The sequence below is a fragment of the Methanococcoides sp. LMO-2 genome (assembly GCF_038432375.1).
GTDB lineage: Archaea > Halobacteriota > Methanosarcinia > Methanosarcinales > Methanosarcinaceae > Methanococcoides > Methanococcoides cohabitans.
The window spans coordinates 584,195-602,416 of the sequence record NZ_JBCAUS010000002.1 but is presented as its reverse complement, the minus strand read 5'-3'; the positions used below and the strand labels follow the sequence as shown (position 1 = coordinate 602,416).

17 protein-coding genes are annotated in these 18,222 nt (G+C 43.0%); 12 read left to right on the top strand and 5 right to left on the bottom strand.

What is annotated here, in order from left to right; all coding sequences use genetic code 11:
• Nucleotides 1-6: 6 nt before the first annotated feature.
• Nucleotides 7-1,653 (bottom strand): DUF835 domain-containing protein, encoded by a 1,647-nt coding sequence (locus WOA13_RS03030; protein WP_342126514.1) that lies wholly within the window; start codon nt 1,651-1,653, stop codon nt 7-9.
• A gap of 290 nt (nt 1,654-1,943) precedes the next feature.
• On the opposite strand from WOA13_RS03030, the gene WOA13_RS03025 reads away from it, so the two are divergent.
• Nucleotides 1,944-2,201 carry a hypothetical protein gene (locus tag WOA13_RS03025; RefSeq protein ID WP_342126513.1) on the top strand — a complete coding sequence of 86 codons (258 nt, stop codon included), beginning with the start codon at nt 1,944-1,946 and terminating at the stop codon, nt 2,199-2,201.
• 97 nt (nt 2,202-2,298) lie between these two features.
• Entirely contained in the window at nt 2,299-3,723 is a 1,425-nt protein-coding gene (gene pyk, locus WOA13_RS03020; protein ID WP_342126886.1) for a pyruvate kinase, read from the top strand.
• 122 nt (nt 3,724-3,845) lie between these two features.
• On the opposite strand, the gene WOA13_RS03015 is transcribed toward pyk, so the two are convergent.
• The gene (locus WOA13_RS03015) at nt 3,846-4,931 is read right to left on the bottom strand and encodes a (Fe-S)-binding protein (RefSeq protein ID WP_342126512.1); all 1,086 of its coding nucleotides are present in this window, start codon (nt 4,929-4,931) and stop codon (nt 3,846-3,848) included.
• A 59-nt stretch (nt 4,932-4,990) separates the two neighbouring features.
• Here WOA13_RS03015 and WOA13_RS03010 point away from each other — a divergent pair, with 59 nt between their 5' ends.
• Together WOA13_RS03010 and WOA13_RS03005 are read left to right on the top strand one after the other, a co-directional pair.
• Nucleotides 4,991-6,250, top strand: a complete 1,260-nt coding sequence (locus WOA13_RS03010) for a GntP family permease (protein ID WP_342126511.1) — start codon at nt 4,991-4,993, stop codon at nt 6,248-6,250.
• A 60-nt stretch (nt 6,251-6,310) separates the two neighbouring features.
• Nucleotides 6,311-6,847: an O-acetyl-ADP-ribose deacetylase gene (locus tag WOA13_RS03005; RefSeq protein WP_342126510.1), complete on the top strand. Its 537-nt coding sequence runs from the start codon at nt 6,311-6,313 to the stop codon at nt 6,845-6,847.
• 147 nt (nt 6,848-6,994) lie between these two features.
• On the opposite strand, the gene WOA13_RS03000 is transcribed toward WOA13_RS03005, so the two are convergent.
• A complete protein-coding gene (locus WOA13_RS03000) occupies nt 6,995-7,186 on the bottom strand; it encodes a hypothetical protein (protein WP_342126509.1) in 192 nt (63 codons plus the stop codon).
• Between the two features lie 400 nt (nt 7,187-7,586).
• On the opposite strand from WOA13_RS03000, the gene WOA13_RS02995 reads away from it, so the two are divergent.
• The 4 genes from WOA13_RS02995 (at nt 7,587) to WOA13_RS02980 (ending at nt 10,819) form a co-directional block, all read left to right on the top strand.
• On the top strand, nt 7,587-7,706 hold the full coding sequence (locus WOA13_RS02995; protein WP_330217372.1) for a symporter small accessory protein: 120 nt from the start codon (nt 7,587-7,589) through the stop codon (nt 7,704-7,706).
• A 1-nt stretch (nt 7,707) separates the two neighbouring features.
• Nucleotides 7,708-9,300, top strand: coding sequence for a sodium:solute symporter family protein (locus WOA13_RS02990; RefSeq protein ID WP_342126508.1), 1,593 nt, complete (start codon nt 7,708-7,710; stop codon nt 9,298-9,300).
• A 153-nt stretch (nt 9,301-9,453) separates the two neighbouring features.
• Complete coding sequence (locus tag WOA13_RS02985) at nt 9,454-10,251, top strand: DUF1638 domain-containing protein (RefSeq protein WP_342126507.1); 798 nt, start codon at nt 9,454-9,456, stop codon at nt 10,249-10,251.
• 136 nt (nt 10,252-10,387) lie between these two features.
• The gene (locus WOA13_RS02980) at nt 10,388-10,819 is read left to right on the top strand and encodes an FAD synthase family protein (RefSeq protein WP_342126506.1); all 432 of its coding nucleotides are present in this window, start codon (nt 10,388-10,390) and stop codon (nt 10,817-10,819) included.
• Nucleotides 10,820-10,880: 61 nt separating this feature from the next.
• Here WOA13_RS02980 and WOA13_RS02975 read toward each other — a convergent pair whose 3' ends face one another.
• Nucleotides 10,881-12,023, bottom strand: coding sequence for a pyridoxal phosphate-dependent aminotransferase (locus WOA13_RS02975; RefSeq protein WP_342126505.1), 1,143 nt, complete (start codon nt 12,021-12,023; stop codon nt 10,881-10,883).
• Nucleotides 12,024-12,085: 62 nt separating this feature from the next.
• Entirely contained in the window at nt 12,086-12,505 is a 420-nt protein-coding gene (gene ribH, locus WOA13_RS02970; protein WP_342126504.1) for a 6,7-dimethyl-8-ribityllumazine synthase, read from the bottom strand.
• A gap of 159 nt (nt 12,506-12,664) precedes the next feature.
• Between ribH and WOA13_RS02965 the strand changes: the two genes are divergently transcribed.
• The 4 genes from WOA13_RS02965 to WOA13_RS02950 all read left to right on the top strand — a co-directional run bounded on the left by WOA13_RS02965 (nt 12,665) and on the right by WOA13_RS02950 (nt 18,186).
• On the top strand, nt 12,665-13,741 hold the full coding sequence (locus WOA13_RS02965) for a calcium/sodium antiporter (protein ID WP_342126503.1): 1,077 nt from the start codon (nt 12,665-12,667) through the stop codon (nt 13,739-13,741).
• A 207-nt stretch (nt 13,742-13,948) separates the two neighbouring features.
• On the top strand, nt 13,949-15,763 hold the full coding sequence (locus tag WOA13_RS02960) for a glycosyltransferase family protein (protein ID WP_342126502.1): 1,815 nt from the start codon (nt 13,949-13,951) through the stop codon (nt 15,761-15,763).
• Between the two features lie 145 nt (nt 15,764-15,908).
• On the top strand, nt 15,909-16,889 hold the full coding sequence (locus WOA13_RS02955) for a galactose-1-phosphate uridylyltransferase (protein WP_342126501.1): 981 nt from the start codon (nt 15,909-15,911) through the stop codon (nt 16,887-16,889).
• A 127-nt stretch (nt 16,890-17,016) separates the two neighbouring features.
• Complete coding sequence (locus WOA13_RS02950; protein ID WP_342126500.1) at nt 17,017-18,186, top strand: glycosyltransferase family 4 protein; 1,170 nt, start codon at nt 17,017-17,019, stop codon at nt 18,184-18,186.
• Nucleotides 18,187-18,222: the final 36 nt, after the last annotated feature.

Genomic DNA, 18,222 nt, shown 5'->3' with positions numbered 1-18,222 from the left:
AGCGCTTTAGATCTCTTCTTCTAATGGTCTCATCCATCTTTTCAGGAGATGATATTCCTTTGGTTCGAAGATGCTCGAATCAACATTGAAGATCAATCTGGAATCCGATACCATTACACTGTCATTTGTTTGCTCGATAAGCTTGACAACGGATTTAAAATCATTTTCAAGTATAAGGTATTCAAGTCCATCTACAAGAATGATGCCATCATGTGCTTTTTTCATAAAGTTCTCGATGGTTGGGTGGATCTTGAATATTTCTGAAGGATCGATCGATGGGAAGTCTGGACTTTTGTTCTTTGTAAGCCAGACGATCGGTGTTTTTTGTATGCTATATTTCTCTCTGATCTTTCCGGGATTTTCCCTGGTTATACAAAGTCCCGCATACCCCTGTTTGACCATCTTTGAAAATATATCATAAGCACTCATGTTGTTGTCTTCGTGCTGGATATATGTGTATCCGGACTCAAGGTTTGGCAATTCGCCCACTTCAAAGTTCTCTTCTATAGAGGTTTTTTCCATTGAAGGGTCTATCAAAAGACCACGTAATTCGGATATGTCCTGAAGTGTTATGATCAATTCTTTTTCGTTATCATTCTTCTTGATAACTGAAGTCGAAGCATTGACTTCGATGTTTTCAGCATCTTTAAGCAAGAATTCAAGTTTAAAGTCTTTCTGATCTTTAAATTCGATTTCTTGACCTCCACGAACAATATCTGTTATAGGAGTTCCGATGATGTCTCTGGAATGTGGTCCCAATAACTTGAATGCACTTTCATTGACCTTAGTTATCCTGTTATCCTGGTTGACGAGAAGAGTTGCAATTGGTGACATTTTGAGAAGGAGGTCCAGGTGCTCATTTGCTTTTTGGAGATCATTCTCTATGCTCTTGCGCAGTGTTATGTCTTCACCGGAACAAAGGACGCCATGGGAAGTACCATTTTTATCTTCAAGTTTGATCGCATTCCATGAGAGTACTTTTTGCTTTCCCGTTCTCGTCATGATGACAATCTCAAAACCGCTTAAATCACAATTGATTTCATCTCCTAGAAGGGAGTTGCATCGTTCTTTCAGTTCGCTCCTGCTCTCTTCGGGAATAAAATTCTCAAACCAGTTAAGGCCAATAGCTTCTTCTTTAGAGCACTCTAGTATAGCTGCGCCCCTATTGTTGATCTCTACAATGTTCTGGTCATTATCAAGTACGATAATAAGTACGCCTGCTATGTTGAGATATTTCTGGGCTGTGTCCCTCTCTTCAAGTAAGAGATCATGCTGCTGCTTAAGTTTAAGAAGGGATCTTATTCGACTTTTAAGCTCAACTATATTGATAGGTTTTGTCAGAAACTCATCCGCACCCGCTTCAATACCTTTTATTCGGTCCTCTTTTCCGGAAAGTGCTGTGACGAGAATTATTGGGATGAATTTTGTTTCCTCACTTGTTTTGAGTATCTTGCAAGTCTGGAAACCATCCATTACCGGCATAAGGATATCAAGGAGTATTACATCAGGTTGAAATTGTGGAACCTTTTCAAGTGCTTCTTTACCGCTACTGGCCACAGCGATCTCATAATCATTTGAAAGATAGCCCTCCATTACTTCAAGATTTGCGATTTCATCATCAACGACCAGTATTTTGGGCAAATTATCTGTCACTTTATGATCACCTGCATTAATGGATATAGCATACAAAGATGCTTATACTCTCATTTTCTGCTGAAAAATGTACAACTATATTTGAATCATTTAGGATTTCTTTTAATAAATATCTTCCTATCATTATTATAATGATGATGAATACAATCCTGTTATGTTTTTTTGAAATCTTTTCTTTACTATTTTCAGGAACTTTGTTAACGAATAATAACCTTTATCCGTTAAGTTGTCATTAAAGGTACATCATATCTCTACTATCTATTATCATGATCTCTTAAGAGGTGCTATTTATGGAAAATGATCCATTCAAGGAAATTCAGAGACAGATCGAGGGACTTAAGCGTCAGTTACAGGAAAAAGATGAGCATATCCTGGAACTTGATGCTCAGATAACTGAATTGACAGCTTACATTAATATGCTTCAGGAAAGGTTCACAGGTCTTTCACTGGAGATGAATGACATGTTTGCTTCCAATCCTTCCAAAAAACGTGGAACCTATGCAAGGGACTCAATTGTATATCAGGCTGAGTCCAATGAAGTGAAATAATATCTTTTTTCTTTTTTCCTTCTTCTTCTTTATTTTCAAAACAATTCATACAGTTAATGCTTTAAGGCAGCCAGCGCATAGTTTAATCATGACTTCCATGAATCTGCCTGATCACAAGACCAAGATAGTATGCACCATTGGCCCTGCCTCTTCTTCTGAAGAGGTTTTGCGTGAACTTATACTGGCAGGTATGAACGTTGCAAGGATCAACTTTTCCCATGGAAGTTTTGAAAGCCACGGTAAGGTCATCCGTACGATCAAAAAGCTATGTAAGGAAATGGATGTAGTTGTCTCTATTATGGCAGATCTCCCTGGCCCGAAGATCCGTGTGGGAGAGCTTCAGGATGAGCCAATTACCCTGCAGAAAGGAGATAAGGTCAAACTGACCACGGATAAGGTAGTTGGCACAGGAAATCTGATTCCTGTGGATTTTGATAAACTTCCTTATTGTATTGCAAAGCCTTCTGATGTTTATTTCAATGATGGCTTTATCCAGATGCGATGCAACGGTGTTTGTAACAATGAGGCCGAATGTGAGGTTGTAGTAGGTGGTCAGTTATCCTCTCATAAAGGTGTCAACCTTCCCGGAACCAATCTCTTACTTGATCCTGTCACAGATAGGGACCTTGAGATAGTAGACTTTGCTTTGAATGAAGGTGTTAATTGTTTCAGTGTATCGTTCATTGAGCTTGGATCCGATATCGAGAAAGTGCGATATCATGCTGAGAAACAGGGACATTCTGTTTTCCTTGTGGCAAAAATAGAGAGAGGACAGGCACTGAAGAAAATTGATGGTATATTGGATATGACCGATGGTCTGATGGTTGCACGTGGTGACCTTGGTGTGGAGATCCCAATAGAAGAGGTCCCAATAGCACAGAAGCAGTTGATCCATAAGGCTAATCTTCGTGGTATACCGGTAATAACTGCAACACATATGCTTGAGTCAATGACCGAAAATATAAGGCCAACAAGAGCTGAAGCGACCGATGTGGCAAATGCTATCCTTGATGGTACTGATGCTGTAATGTTGTCCGGTGAGACAGCGGTTGGAAAATATCCTGTAGAGACCGTAAGGACAATGGTCAATATTGCAAAGAGGACCGAAGAATGGCGTGCAAGAACCGGTTTTGGTCTCGATCTTGTTAGAAAAGGAATCGATGAGACTTTCATGAACATCAGTGATGTCATTTCACTTCAGGTACAGGAAGCTATCAACAGACTTCCCATAGAGTACGTTGTAACACCTACGTATTCCGGTGGTACTCCAAGACGTATCTCCAGGTTCAAGCCGGATGAATGGGTTATTGCCATGAGTCACCTCGACATGACATGCGAACAGCTGGCATATTCCTATGGGGTATATCCAATTAAAGTGATGAATGATTCTGAAGATCTTGAAGAAAAGGTAAACAAAAACATGAGATCAAAGGGCATCGGGAAAGCCAAGGATATGATCGTTTTGACTCAGGGTCATGAAGGTGGAACGAATTTATTGAAGATCATACAATTAACTGAATGACCAGGTGACCGACAGGCAAACTGAATTACCTAGAGGGCAGCCAGATGGTCAACCTAATGCCTGAACTCACGAAAGGCCAATTTTTAATTGACCTTTAATTATACGGCATCACTTTTTCAAATTCAAAGTATGCTTTCCAGAAGCAGTATTGAAATATCCTGCATATCCAGTTCTTCACCTTTTTCTTTACAGACACCTTCCAGGTGATGATAGCAGAATGGACAGTAGGACACAGTTCCATTTGGAGTGTTCTTGAATTTTTCAATGGTAAGCATTGCAGTCTTTGATGAGATGTCCGGGAAGTTTGGTTTAACTCCGGCAGGGCCGCCACAGCAGCCGTTCTTCCTGTCGAACATTTCCTTTACTTCCACACCCATCGATGAGAGTATCTTCCTCGGTATGTCGGACATCTCCATGATCGCACAGGCATCCCTTATGGATACTGTTCTGTTCAGCTTTTTTGGAATGAGTTTTCCTTCATCAATGAGCTGTTCGAAAAGTGAAAGTGAATATATTACCTCAAATTCCGGCTTACGGAAAAGCTTTGCATATTCCTTACCAAGAACTTCGTAACATCCTGGGCATGAGGCAATGACCTTCTTTATGCCAAGGGATTCAAGGTATTCGACATACTCTTTTGCGTGCTCCTTAGCTTCTTCCAGGTGGCCGTTATCGATCAGGAAGAGTCCACAGCATTTTTCTTCCGGAATGATCCTCGGGACAATTCCTCCGGCATTGAGTATTTTGATGGTTGATTGTGCAATGTCCTGATGTGCGAATGCTATCCAGCAGCCGGCCATGTATGCAACTTCCGAGCTATCTGAAATTTCAAGTTCATCGGTGGCCCAGGAGTTTCTGATCGAAGCATCCATCCTTCCGGGACTTCCTGCTTCGAGGATGTTCCTGCATATTTGCGAGGTTCTGGCAGGTTCATTTCCCTGTTTTGCCAGTATCTCCCTTTCCCTCTGGATGATATCAGTGATGGGGATGTTCATGGGGCAGACATCATCACATGCACCGCAGCGAGTTGAGAGATAAACATCATTTATTTCCTCCTGTTCAAGCTCATCGCCATCAAGCAGCTTCTGGAGCAGCATTATCTTCGATTTCGGTGTGTATTTATTGTCTGTCACCTTTGCAATATGGCAGACATCATAGCATTTTCCGCAATCGATACAGTAATCTATAGCAAGCAGGTCTTCGTCCATTTAATTGCTCCTTCTCTCTTCCGATGCCATCATATATTTCCTGATACATCAAGACTTGTATGGAATCACTGCTCATCTTTATATTTATTATTATTTTTATCAGTGTACTCACCATAAAGTACCACTTCACTCCTTTCCTGACACTGATAGCAGCTGCGTTCATATTTGGTATACTAAGTGGAATGACCGAATGGCTGGTCCAGTATGTTACCGGTGGTGCCGGCCGCATTTTCTCCCTTCTGGGAATTCCGATCTATTGCGGAGCAGTGATAGCCCAGATACTGAGGCATGGTCACTTTATTGAGAGGATCGTTGACGATGTGAAGCGAACCATTAAAGCTCCCGATCTTGCTGCAGGGGTGGTGGCTTATCTCCTTTCTATCCCACTCATGTGCTGTCTTACTGCATACGTTGTGATGCTTCCGCTCATTGAGCAGATGGAGAAGGAACATTCCTCAAATGGAAGACTTTTTTATATGGCAGCATTCGGAAGCGTGCTATCGTTCGTACTGATCCTGCCACTGCCTGTTGTTTACAGCATGACCACAACTTTCGGGGTTCCGGATTCAGAGACCTTCAGCATCAATCTAATTACTGTTCCCCTTTCCCTGTTCCTGCTGGGCATCGGCTACATTGTCGCTAAAAGGCTAAGCAGGGACCAGCAGCATAAGCTTCCGGAACTTGAAGGACTTGTAGAGCCTGTTATGCTCTCCCTGCCTCGCTGGAAGGTATGGCTACCCATAGCACTGCCCGTTGTACTCATCACAAGTGGTTATCTTTTCTCCCCGCTATCAATGATCAGTGACGTGAACATTGCTCTTGTGATCTCAGTGTTCGTTTCACTTCTGCTGGTAAGTGAAGGGCCTCGCAGGCTTGCACTTGAGAAAGGTACCAAGAACGCTGGTATCATTCTTTTTGATCTCTGCGGTGCAGGTGCCCTTGGTTTCGTAATATCTGCAAGCAGTTTTCCGGATGAGATATTTACCCTGATATCAGGTGTACTTCCGGTAGTTGTGATACCTTTCGTCCTCGCTGTCCTCATTCAGACGGCACAGGGTTCCCGTGTGGTAACAGCAGTTATCACTGCGACCATTCTCGCAGGCACGGATATCGTTGCTTCCATACCGACTATCCCTCTCATACTGATGATCTCTGCCGGTACACTGGTTGTGTCATATGTCAGTGATCCTTATTTCTGGCTGGTCCAGCGCTCTACAGGAGATTCCATTCCAACGGTATTTCGCAGGTTTACCATGCCTCTTGCAGGTGCCGGGGTTCTGATATTCTGCTGTGCTATGGTACTCTTCATGCTTGGATGAAACCGGACACAACGTGAAGGCAGGACAATTCTAAAATCATATCATACCAAACTATAATTTATGCTGTCTGACAGGGTTGTTGTAGTCAAAGGTGATATTGTCGAACTGGATGTTGATGCCATCGTGAATGCTGCCAATAATTCCCTTCTGGGAGGTGGCGGGGTTGATGGTGCCATACATACAGCAGCGGGGCCTGAACTTCTTGAGGAATGCAGGAGTCTGAAAGGGTGTCCCACAGGAGAGGCAAAGATCACCTCCGGCTATCGTCTTCCTGCAAAGTATGTGATACATACTGTGGGTCCGATTTGGAGGGGTGGAACTTCCGGTGAAGATGAGATGCTTGCCCGCTGTTACCGTAACAGTCTGAAGCTTGCGGTAAGGAATGGTGTGAGCTCTATTGCCTTTCCTTCAATAAGTACAGGTGCTTATGGTTTCCCTGTGAACAGAGCTGCCGGGATCGCAGTAGATGAGATCCTGGATTTCCTTGAGAAGAACAGCTCTATTGAGAAGGTTTTGTTAGTGTGCTTTAATGAAAGAGCATTTGAGAGCTATTCCAGTGCTCTTGAGGAATGGACAACAGAAGGTAAACGTGACTAAAGTCCATGAGGATTGTAACATGATGGGAATTAGTGCAGTATATACTGCTATTTTGGATTGTATCATTAAATGAAATATTGATTAATCTAGCAACTATTGATAATGAAAAAAAGTAGTGGGTGCAAAATACTGCACTCCCCGTTCAAATCATGCTTTAACCGCGACCAGTGAAAGACCCAGTTTCTTTTCCAGAACCTTTACTTCTTTAGTATCGTCTTCGTTTAAGTCTGCATACTCTATCCCATCATCTGAGAATGCAATTAAGGTAATACCTAATTTGCTTTCCAGATCAGCGATCGCTTTTAAATTTTCAGCATCTATTTTTGAGAAACTCCACATTTTAAAACCCCAACAATATATACATTTGATTAAGTTATAGCTATTTTGCTACGACCACTAATATACATACGTTTATTAGATATATTAGTTAGAGAAATTATCTGGAAATAGTTCATGATGGTCGTATTTTCTGAAGTCTTGGCAATAGGCTGTATTCTTTGAATTAATTTCCAGTTTTGTATACTTTCATTTTCTTTTAGATCTGCTTACAATACAGCACCGTCTCTTCTAAAACATCTCTGCACTTTTAGCTCCATTGATGTCTATTTTCATTCAACCAATTGTATTATTCTTTGCGAATAACTTCGAAACATTAAAGTATGGTACATGTTAACAGATACCAGTATGAAATCTTGCTACATGTTAGCAAGCGTCAAACAAAAAATGGCAAGTGGTATTTATGTTAGGTATTGATGACCCTCAGATATGGTTGGCCTATGTCCTGTGCATTGTAAGTGCACTGGGCTGTATGGTCTATGGGCTTTTAAAGTGGAACGAAGAAGAGGACGAGGAGTGCTAATATGGCGGTCAGTACTTCAACCCTGGGAATATTTGTCCTGATCTATATGCTCGCAGTCTTCTATTGCGGCTGGCTTGCATACAGGAGGACCAAAGAGGTCGACGACTACATGCTCGCCGGAAGGAAGGTCAATCCTTACATTCTCGCACTTTCCTATGGTGCAGCTTTCATAAGTACAGCTGCTATCATTGGTTTTGGCGGAGTGACCGGTACGCTTGGTCTGGGAACCCTCTGGCTCGTGTTCATGAACATCTTTGTGGGTATATTCATTGCATTCGTTGTTTTCGGTGCAAGAACAAGAAGGATCGGTGTGAACCTTAATGCTGTTACATTCCCTGAACTTCTGGGAAGACGATTCCAGTCACGTTTCATCCAGGGATACTCCGGTGCTCTTATAGCTTTATTCATGCCGCTTTATGCAGGTATCGTCCTAATTGGTGGTGCAAGGTTCATGGAAACCGCACTTTCTATCGATTATGATATTGCCGTCCTTATACTGACAGTTATTGTCGCTGCTTATGTTATCACAGGCGGATTGCTTGCGGTCATGTACACCGATGCACTTCAGGGGACCCTTATGCTCGGTGGTATGGCAGTACTTCTGGCACTCACCTACGCAAAGCTTGGTGGTATCGTTGAAGCTCACCAGGCACTTACCAACCTCGCACCTATGGTTCCTGAATCCCTTGCAGCAGGCGGTCATCAGGGATGGACCGCAATGCCGGCATTTGGCTCCCCTATCTGGTGGACAATGGTATCAACCATCATCCTTGGTGTTGGTATCGGTGTGCTTGCACAGCCACAGCTTGCGGTCAGGTTCATGACCGTTGACAGTAAGAAATCCCTGAACAGGGCAGTCTTCGCTGGTGGTCCTTTCATCCTCATGATGGCAGGAGTCGCATACATCGTAGGCGGACTTTCCAACGTTTACTTCTTCAACACCAGGGGAATGCTTTCCATTGAGGTTGCAAAAGGAAACATGGACGTTATCATGCCTGAGTACATCAACAGTGCAATGCCTGAGATGTTCGTCATCGTTTTCATGATAACATTGCTCGCAGCTGCAATGTCAACCCTGAGCTCACAGTTCCACACAATGGGAACAGCTATCGGACATGACTTCTACCGTGAATTCCTGATGAAGGGCAATGCCGGAAAGACCGTTGACGTTACAAAGATCGGAATATCTGTTGCCATCCTTGTGAGTGTGATCCTTGCATACATCCTGCCTATCAGCATCATCGCAAGGGCAACTGCAATATTCTTCGGACTCTGTGCAGCAGCTTTCCTCCCAATGTACATGGGTGCATTGTTCTGGAAGAGAATGACAAAAGAAGGAGCAATTGCAAGCCTTGTTGTCGGTACTTTCAGCAGCCTTTTCTGGCTCACATTCGTCCATGCAAAGGAAGCAGTACCACTGGGAATCTCAAAGGCGCTTTTCGGCGTGGATACGATCCTGACAGGTACATGGACCGTCGTTGATCCTATACTTGTAGCAACCCCACTGGCAATGATAGTTGCAGTTGGTGTAAGTCTTGTTACGACCCCGCCAGCAGTGGATCACCTTGAGAAGTGCTATGGGAACAATCGTTGAGTTCGGTCATTAACAATATATGAGTTGCAGGCGCTCTCAAGTCCTGCATCGCTATTCTTTTTCTACAAACAGCTCGCATAGGTATCCTTATATAGTTCTGGTCAGCAACATTACACTACCTTTTGATTTATCTTTTGAATAAGGAGGAGAGCTATGCCGTTAATAAGCCTGATAGGATGCAGGATGTTCGAGGATGAGATCGTCCATCTTGTAGAGCATGACCCTTTGATAGACAATTTGATCGTGGTCGAGAACAAGGACTGCGGTGGTATTGTAAAGAAGCTTGATGCTGTTGGAGCTTCCTACAAGCTCGTACCTGAGGCCAGCATGACATCTGAATGCCATGATCGGTGTGGTGATTCTTATTGCTTTGTCATAAACATACTCGAATTTGCATTACATGCGGTACCTGCCAACCTCAAGTCTGAGGTCTACCAGAAGGTAGAGGAAATGGCATCCTATTCGGAAGGAATTCTCTTATTCTATGGTCTTTGTGGTAATGTTCTCGGTGATGTTGAAAAGGATCTTGGTGATCTTGAGTGTAAGATCTGCATCCTCAAAGAGGAGAATGGTGAGATAGTCGATGACTGTATTGGTGCAGTACTTGGCGGTAGGGATGCATACCTGCATCACCTTAAGAGCTTCAAGGGGATAGGTACCTTTTTCCTGACACCAATGTGGGCTGCGAACTGGGGAGATATGCTTGTTGCCGGTGGGTTTGGCAAGGATCCCAATGATATTGAGACCTCGAAGTTCGTTTTTGATGCGGTGGGCTACAAGAAGGTGGCAAAATTGGATACCGGTCTGCGTTATGAAAAGAAGTTCGATGATATTGTAAAGGAGTTCGCTGAGATCTTTGACTTTGATATCCTGAACATCGAGGGAGAACTTGGTCTCATTGAAGGCTGCTACAGGAAGTTCCGTAATGAGGTCTTGAAAAGGGAAAACTGATTCACTGTTCCATTGTTCCACTGGGTGGATCGTGATTCATTCTTTTAGCATAATATTATTAAGGTTGTTGTTCATTTCCTGAACTGCAAGACCCTTTGGTCTTTATTCCATAGCTTTACTTACAGGGTGATCTTTATTGATACGAGTACTTGCCACAGGAACGTTTGATCTTTTACATCCCGGACACATTTTTTTCTTAAGCAGTGCCCGTGCAATGGGTGACGAGCTTTACGTGCTGGTTGCAAGGGATTCCATGATCAGGCATAAGGCAAAACCTATCGTTCCTGAAATACAGCGACTTGAGATGATAAGTTCATTGAAGGCTGTTGATAAGGCAATGCTTGGAAGTGAAAAAGACATTTTCGAACCTCTTTACGAGATCGATCCTGATATCATCGTTCTCGGTCATGACCAGTTCTTTGACGTGGAAGAACTTGAAAATAGTCTCAGGGAACGAGGTTTTAAGGCAACTGTAATGAGGATAGACGAGTCCATGAAGTGTCCGCTATACAGCAGTGGAAGAATTATCAATAAAATACTCGAACGTTATTGTGAAAATAACGATTGATTTTAAAAACCGATATCGTCTATTACGGATATCTTGTTGAATTTAAGAAAAAAAGAAAGGTTTAGAGGAGTGTTTCCTCTATTCTCTGGAGTGCTTCCCTTATTCTTTCCTGTGATGTAGCATAGGATATCCTTATGAAATCCTTGCTGCTTGCTCCGAATCCTGAACCCGGAGTTACTGCTACGTGTGCTTCCTGTAACAGTTTGTCTGCAACTTCATCACCATTACCGAATTCGCTTACATCGGCAAATGCGTAGAAAGCACCGTCTGGTTTCTTGCACTTGAATCCGATCCTGTTCAGGCCATCGATAAGGATATCACGTCTTGCCTTGAACTCTGTGATCATGTTATTGACCGGTTCCTGTGGTCCTTCCAGAGCTGCCACACCGCCGAACTGTGCGAATGTTGTTGCACTGCTTACGGAGTGTGAATGGATCTTCTTGAATCCTTTCATCAGTTCCGGTATGGCTGCTACATAACCAAGTCTCCATCCGGTCATTGCATATGCCTTTGAGAATCCGTTGACTGTTATAGTACGCTCGTGCATGCCGTCCAGTGAACCCATGCTGATGTGCTTTTTGTCGTAGATGATCTTCTCGTAGATCTCATCAGAGATCACAAGCAGGTCGTGGTCGATAGCAAGGTCTGAAACTGTCTTGAGCATCTCCTTGTCGTACACTCCTCCGGTAGGATTGCAGGGGGAATTGACAATAATGAGCTTTGTCTTGTCAGTAATGAGCTCCTCAATTCCATATGGCATGAATCCGTTTTCCGGATCAGTAGGTGCCCAGACAGGGTTTGCACCTGCAAATTTGATGCATGGGCTGTAGGATACCCAGGAAGGGTCAGGAAGGATAGCCTCATCGTTGTCATCAAGTACGGACATGATGATCTCAAAGAGAGCCTGTTTTGCACCAGGTGTGACAAGTATATCATCCGGTGTAAAGTCAAGCTTGTTCTCGGTTACCAGCTTGTTGGCAATTGCATTCCTGAGCTCAGGAACGCCGTTGGACGGTGCGTAATGTGTCTCACCACGGTACATTGCGTCGGCTGCTGCCTTACAGATGTGTTCGGGTGTGTCAAAGTCCGGTTCTCCAAGACTGAAACTGATGATATCGATACCTTCACTTTTCAGCTTGTTGGCAGCGTTCGCGATCTTGATCGTTGCCGATTCTTCTACACGCTCAAGTCTTGATGATGGCATAGGAATTACCCTCTGTATTTCGTTTTTTTAGTTTGTTGTTTTTTAAAGATCGAATTAAGATCTTATTTCAGGCGTCTGACAAGCTTTACTGCAGCTTCGACTGCACGCTTTGCATAATCCACACGCTGGTGTGCTTCCATGCGTGTCATGCCAGGTCCTGCAATTCCGAGTGTCACAGGTTTGTCGTATTCCAGTGAAAGGTCGGTGATCTTTCTTGCAGCATGCTGAACAACGATCTCATCGTGCTTTGTAGCACCCTCGATCACGATACCAATTGTGATCACAGCATCGATGTCATCTCTCTCGCAGAGTTTCTTGATAGCAAGAGGCATGTCATAAACGCCAGGTACCAGAATTGTGTCAATGACCTCAGCGCCAAGGAACTTTGCATGCTCTGTTCCCAAAAGCTCCATCTGGTATGTAAGGTCCCTGTTGAACTCAGCTACGACAAATCCCAATCTAATAGGTTCAGTATCACTCAAAGCATCAAACTCCTTTATAATGTATGTAATGTCTAACTTCTCTTATTCATAAACATCAATCTGGCATATAAACGTACTTATAGGCAACCATATCATTAAAATCATATCAATGTGACACCATAAACAAAGATAAATAGAAATGAAATCAATTAATGCTTGATGCTTTCTAATGTAGCTATTCTGCTTATAGGGCTGATACTTCTGGTCAAAGGCTCTGACTTTTTTGTCAGTTCTGCATCTTCCATTGCAAAGAGGTTCGGTATCTCTGAGTTCATTATTGGACTGACCCTGGTAGCAATCGGTACTTCGATCCCTGAACTTGCTTCTTCCATAGCTGCTTCACTCTCAGGGTCAAGCGGAATTGTGATAGGAAACGTTGTGGGTTCGAACATTGCGAACATAGCACTTATAGTTGGATGTGCTGCCATCATCTCAGTAGTAAAGACCGAATCCGATATGCTGAAAAGAGATGGCTACATTATGGTCTTTGCATCCACACTTTTCCTGCTCTTTGCATTCGATCTTGAACTTTCAAGAGCTGAAGCAGTGATCCTTATTCTTTTCTATGTGGCTTATGTGTTCTTTCTGTTCGAAGACAAGTCAAAATATGAAGATAAATCCTATTTCCGGGAATTTCTCCACTATTTTGTCAAGTTCAAATATGTAGGGTCAATGAACCAGCGCATCAAAGCAGGTATCAATGACTATAATTCGGGTAAAGTAAAAGCTACAGAGAGTGGCGATCGGAAATCTAAAGAAAAGAAAAAAGAGCTCACAGGCATCTACAAGGATATTCTTATCCTCGTCGTTAGTGGAGTGGCTGTAATATTCGGTGCCAAATACTTTGTAGCGGAAGCAATATTCTTTGCAGAACTTTTACAGTTACCTGATACCCTGATCGGTGTCACACTTGTTGCAGTAGGTACTTCACTTCCTGAACTCATGGTGACAATATCCGCTGCACGCAAAGGTTATGGCAACATCGCGATAGGGAATGTCATCGGTTCCAACATCACCAACATCTTCCTGGTCCTGGGATTTTCTGCACTTGTGTTCCCGCTCGAAATAGCAGCAATGAGCATTATGTTCACGATACCTTTCATGATCATGATCAGCGTTGTCCTTTTGTGGTTCATTAACACACACTGGGAGATCAGGAGAATAGAAGGGATAGCATTGATCGTGCTCTATGTGATCTTCCTGATATTGCTGTTCACTTCCGGTATGGCACTGTGATCATTGGACAATCACTTCATTTTTTTCGATTGCCAATATGGGCCGGGTTTATAAAGATAGCTTTATTTGATCAGTTGTTTCTACAAATTTCTATTAATTTTTAGAGAACATGTGGTATAATTGTCAATACAATTGATATTTTTAAAAAAACTAATATACTACTCTTGACAATAGTGTAGTCAATTGATAAGTCCGGGGGGGTAACGGGTGTTCGAACGTAGGTGTATTATTATTGCCGGCGAAGAAGCTGGTCCAAAGTCCAATAAGATGGGCGGTATATGGAATGTCATTGATGCGGAAGTAAAGAATCTTGCTCAGATGCTTGAGGACGGGATCATTGAGGAGGAATCAATTCCAAGGATCTTTGTTGCATGTCCCTATTATGGATATAGTGGCTCGGACTGGAACAAGGGCCTCAACCGTATAACTGACATGAGCGAGTTCGATGAGCTTGTTCCCGATGAGAATCTTTCACTTATCATTGAAAAGCTCCAGGAAAAAGGCATCGAATTGATCGTCGGATCAAAAAAGGTGGAACAGGTCGAAATAATTTATCTGATGTTTAAGACCAATGATTTCTGCAGGACCATAGTTGAATTCAATGGGAAGCACACCTGTCTGGAGAATAAAGTAAAGGCAGAAGCCTACGATCTTATCGGACTAGACTCTCTTTCATATGAGGATATGGGTAACAGGACAGAATATACACATTACCTTAATCTTTCCTACGCCATTTCCGAATTCGTTCATACCCTTGTGGATCTCCGTAAAGAAAAAGCGATGGCCTATGAGGATGAATTGATATCTGAATTTGCCAGTTCCCTTATACCATCATGGCACGTTTCATTACATTGCCATGAGTTCGGTGTATTCTATGCAATTGCAAGGCTAAAGAAGATCGGAGTTCCAATCAATTCAGTAGCAACTTATCATGCGACAATCCCCGGAAGGGTTGCAGGCCACCTCTCCATCAGGAAGATACGTGACAATGATAAAGAATGGGGTGCAGGTGTTCCGAAGAATATGGCTACCCTTGAGTCGTTGTCCGAATATGCAGATGTTGTAACTGCAGTTGGGGATTCCACTAAAAAAGAGATCAAGTTGTTCTATGACATTGATTCCATTATCGTAAGGAACGGTATCGATCTTGAGACCGGAGACATTAATGAACTTCTGGATAAAAAGAACAAATGCCGTACCAAGATCCAGGAATTAACTGCCGAAAAGCTTTACAAAACCCACAATGGTTTGAAGCTTCTACCGGAGAAGATCATTCCTATCTTTTCAATATCAAGGATCGAAGTTGAAAATAAAGGCTATCCGGATCTGCTGGACTCGCTTGTTCTTCTCGACAGGATGGTTAAGATCGAAGTAGAGGCCGGTCGACTTGATGAGAACTACAGGGTAGTTTGTTTTATCGTAACAGCCCATGGCCCGAAGGCCAATCCACCTGAAAATTTCCCGATCATGCTCAATGAAGAGGTGCTTATCGGCGAGGAGATGCGTATCCAGAACATGATCGAGAGCAGAAAACTTGAATGTTCCAGGCTTTCCGGCGGTAGCAGGTATGTGTCCGCGATTCTTTATCCCCAGTGGTTATCTAAGAGCGATGGCGGTTTCAATATGAGCGTTGATGAGTTCATGGCGGGCTGTGTTGCCGGTATTTTCCCGTCACGATATGAGCCGTTCCTGCTCACCGGTCTTGAGGCCGGGAAGGAAGCCACTCCCAGTATTGTGAGCAAGGTCTGTGGTTTCAGTGATGCACTTAAAACGGTCAAGCGTTTGGTGATGGGAATGGGCGGGGTGCTGGTAGTTGACAATATCGATCAGGCCTATCTTGAAACGATAGCAGATTACGCGCTTACTCTGGACTATTTCATAGACACTTACACTGATGATAAGACCAAGTACAATTTCCTCTGCCAGGAAGCAAATCTCCTTGCACAGGACATGAACTGGCAGGAGCCTACCAGGCAATACTATGAGATGCTTACAGGTACAAAGCTAAAAAATGAAAACTAACTGCAAAATAAGAACTATCGTTCTTATGGTGTGAAAATATAAATAAAAATCAAAAAAATTAAAATTAATATTAAAATAAATATCAAAATTAAGAGTGAAGATTGATTGACGTATAATTGATTTACATTAGGGTTGATGGGGAAACATGTCAGAGATACGTAAGCACTACTTTCTGGAAGAATATTGCCTGATAGCACCGGGAAGAAGCAAAAGACCTTCGGTTTTCAAAGCAGAAAAGAATGAAGGTACATCTAACAGATGCGTCTTTTGCGCAGGGGAAGAGGACAAAACACCTCTTGCAACTGCAGTCTATAAAGACGGTAAAATACTGAAGGAAGAAGAGGGTTCAAGAATAAGTGGATGGGATATGCGCTGTATACCCAATCTTTATCCTGCTCTTTCTCCGGATGCAGGTGAGGTCAGTTCCGTATCTGACACACTTCCGGGATATGGGTATCACGAAGTGATAGTTGAAACCCCGTCTCATGAGAAGGTCATACCTGACTTTTCCGATGATGAGATGTCACTGCTCATGAAGGTCTACCGTGACCAGGTAGTTTACTATGAGTCTCTTGACAGGATAGAATATGTTTCACTCTTCAAGAACTGGGGAGAAAAAGCAGGTGCATCCCTGGCACACACTCATTCCCAGCTGATAGCCCTGCCGGTGATACCCCCGGTATTAGTTGAAGAGATGAATGCAATAGGATCCCTTTCAAAATGTCCTTATTGTGAGGTCATTGAAAAAGAAAGCAACAGTGAGAGATTGATCTATGAGAATAAGCATTTCATTGTCATAGCTCCTTATTGTTCGATGATCCCATACGAGATGTGGGTACTTCCTAAGATGCACATACATCATATCTCAGTTTTTGATAACGAACAGCTAGTTTCTCTTGGTAATGCAATACGTTCTGCCCTGTCAGGCCTGCTGGATAATATCGGTGAGATACCCTACAATTACATGTTCTATCAATTGAAGGATGAACCGGGATATCACTTCAACTTAAAGATTCAGCCGGTTACAACTAAGGCAGCTGGTTTTGAAAAGAATACCGGCATATACATTAACACAATGCCTCCGGAGACGGCTGCAAAATATCTTCAGGGGAAGTTTGAGGATTGATCTGAATGTTTCTTCAAATATTTGCAGGACCATTCTACGATTCGGAGATTTCTGAAAGTTAATATATTCAATTTATTTAATATTTGTACTTTATATATTCAAAATAAAAAAATGGGTTTGAAAGAAAATGGGGAAAAAATTAAACATCGGGATGTTTTCCTGGGAAAGTCTGCACTCGGTAAAAGTGGGTGGTATAGCTCCACACGTTTCCGAACTTGGTGAAGCTCTTGCTGAAATGGGGCATTCGGTCCACATATTTACAAGGAATTCAGGACTTGAAACTCACGAGATGGTCAATGGTGTCCATTACCACAGGGTGGATCATTCTCTTGACGGAGGCATCGTTCATCAAATGGATAGCATGTGTGATGCAATGTACTCGAGGTTCCTTGATGTTACCAAGGAATATGGTGATTTTGATGTATTGCATGTCCACGACTGGCACCCTTTCAATGTTGTCTCAAGGATCAAGTACGAGTTTGGCATTCCTTTTTTGATGACATACCACAGTACCGAATGGGGTCGCAACGGTAACGTGCATGGTAACTGGTGGGAGGCCGAAGAGATATCCCACAGGGAATGGAAGGCAGGCTATGAGTCCACCAGGGTCATATCCACTTCCCAGCAACTTACGGACGAGATCAAGTTCCTGTACCAGATCCCTCATGACAAGATTTCTATCATTCCAAACGGGATCTTCCATGGGAAAATGAAGAAGGATGTTGATCCAGGAGAAGTAAAAAAGAGATTAGGTATTCATCCTCTTGCACCTGTTGTCCTTTTCATAGGACGAATGAGCTACCAGAAAGGTCCTGATATGCTTGTTGAGGCTGTTCCTGAAGTAAAATCTCACCGCTGGGATACCCAGTTCGTCTTCATAGGTGAAGGCGAGATGCGTCCTCACTGTGAACATATTGCAAGTTCAGGTAAGTGTACCGAATGCTGCCATTTCCTTGGTTATGTGGATGATGAGAGGGCTAAGGACTGGTTAAATGCCTGTGATATCATGTGTATCCCGAGCAGGAACGAGCCTTTCGGAATAGTTGTCCTTGAGGGCTGGGATGCTGAAAGGACCATCGTCGCAACAGATGCTGTGCAGATAATAGACAATTTTGTCGATGGTATTCTTGTCTACAAGAACCCGGAATCGATCGCATGGGGCATAAAATATGCACTTGATGACCTTTCCAACGGCAGCATGAGGGAAGCAGGCAAAGAGCTTATCGATACCAAGTACAACTGGCACAAGATCGCGGAACAAACAAGTGAAGCGTACCTTGATGTTCTTGGAGAGTAAATCCGATAGCAATAGTAACTAATGTTATTGGAAATA

Excerpts from the sequence above, each read along its gene's own strand:
- WOA13_RS03025 (WP_342126513.1), top strand. The coding sequence starts at position 1,944 with ATGGAAAATGATCCATTCAAGGAAATTCAGAGACAGATCGAGGGACTT.
- pyk (WP_342126886.1), top strand. The coding sequence starts at position 2,299 with ATGAATCTGCCTGATCACAAGACCAAGATAGTATGCACCATTGGCCCT.
- WOA13_RS03015 (WP_342126512.1), bottom strand. The coding sequence starts at position 4,931 with ATGGACGAAGACCTGCTTGCTATAGATTACTGTATCGATTGCGGAAAA.
- WOA13_RS03010 (WP_342126511.1), top strand. The coding sequence starts at position 4,991 with ATGGAATCACTGCTCATCTTTATATTTATTATTATTTTTATCAGTGTA.
- WOA13_RS03005 (WP_342126510.1), top strand. The coding sequence starts at position 6,311 with ATGCTGTCTGACAGGGTTGTTGTAGTCAAAGGTGATATTGTCGAACTG.
- WOA13_RS03000 (WP_342126509.1), bottom strand. The coding sequence starts at position 7,186 with ATGTGGAGTTTCTCAAAAATAGATGCTGAAAATTTAAAAGCGATCGCT.
- WOA13_RS02995 (WP_330217372.1), top strand. The coding sequence starts at position 7,587 with ATGTTAGGTATTGATGACCCTCAGATATGGTTGGCCTATGTCCTGTGC.
- WOA13_RS02990 (WP_342126508.1), top strand. The coding sequence starts at position 7,708 with ATGGCGGTCAGTACTTCAACCCTGGGAATATTTGTCCTGATCTATATG.
- WOA13_RS02985 (WP_342126507.1), top strand. The coding sequence starts at position 9,454 with ATGCCGTTAATAAGCCTGATAGGATGCAGGATGTTCGAGGATGAGATC.
- WOA13_RS02975 (WP_342126505.1), bottom strand. The coding sequence starts at position 12,023 with ATGCCATCATCAAGACTTGAGCGTGTAGAAGAATCGGCAACGATCAAG.
- WOA13_RS02965 (WP_342126503.1), top strand. The coding sequence starts at position 12,665 with ATGCTTTCTAATGTAGCTATTCTGCTTATAGGGCTGATACTTCTGGTC.
- WOA13_RS02955 (WP_342126501.1), top strand. The coding sequence starts at position 15,909 with ATGTCAGAGATACGTAAGCACTACTTTCTGGAAGAATATTGCCTGATA.
- WOA13_RS02950 (WP_342126500.1), top strand. The coding sequence starts at position 17,017 with ATGGGGAAAAAATTAAACATCGGGATGTTTTCCTGGGAAAGTCTGCAC.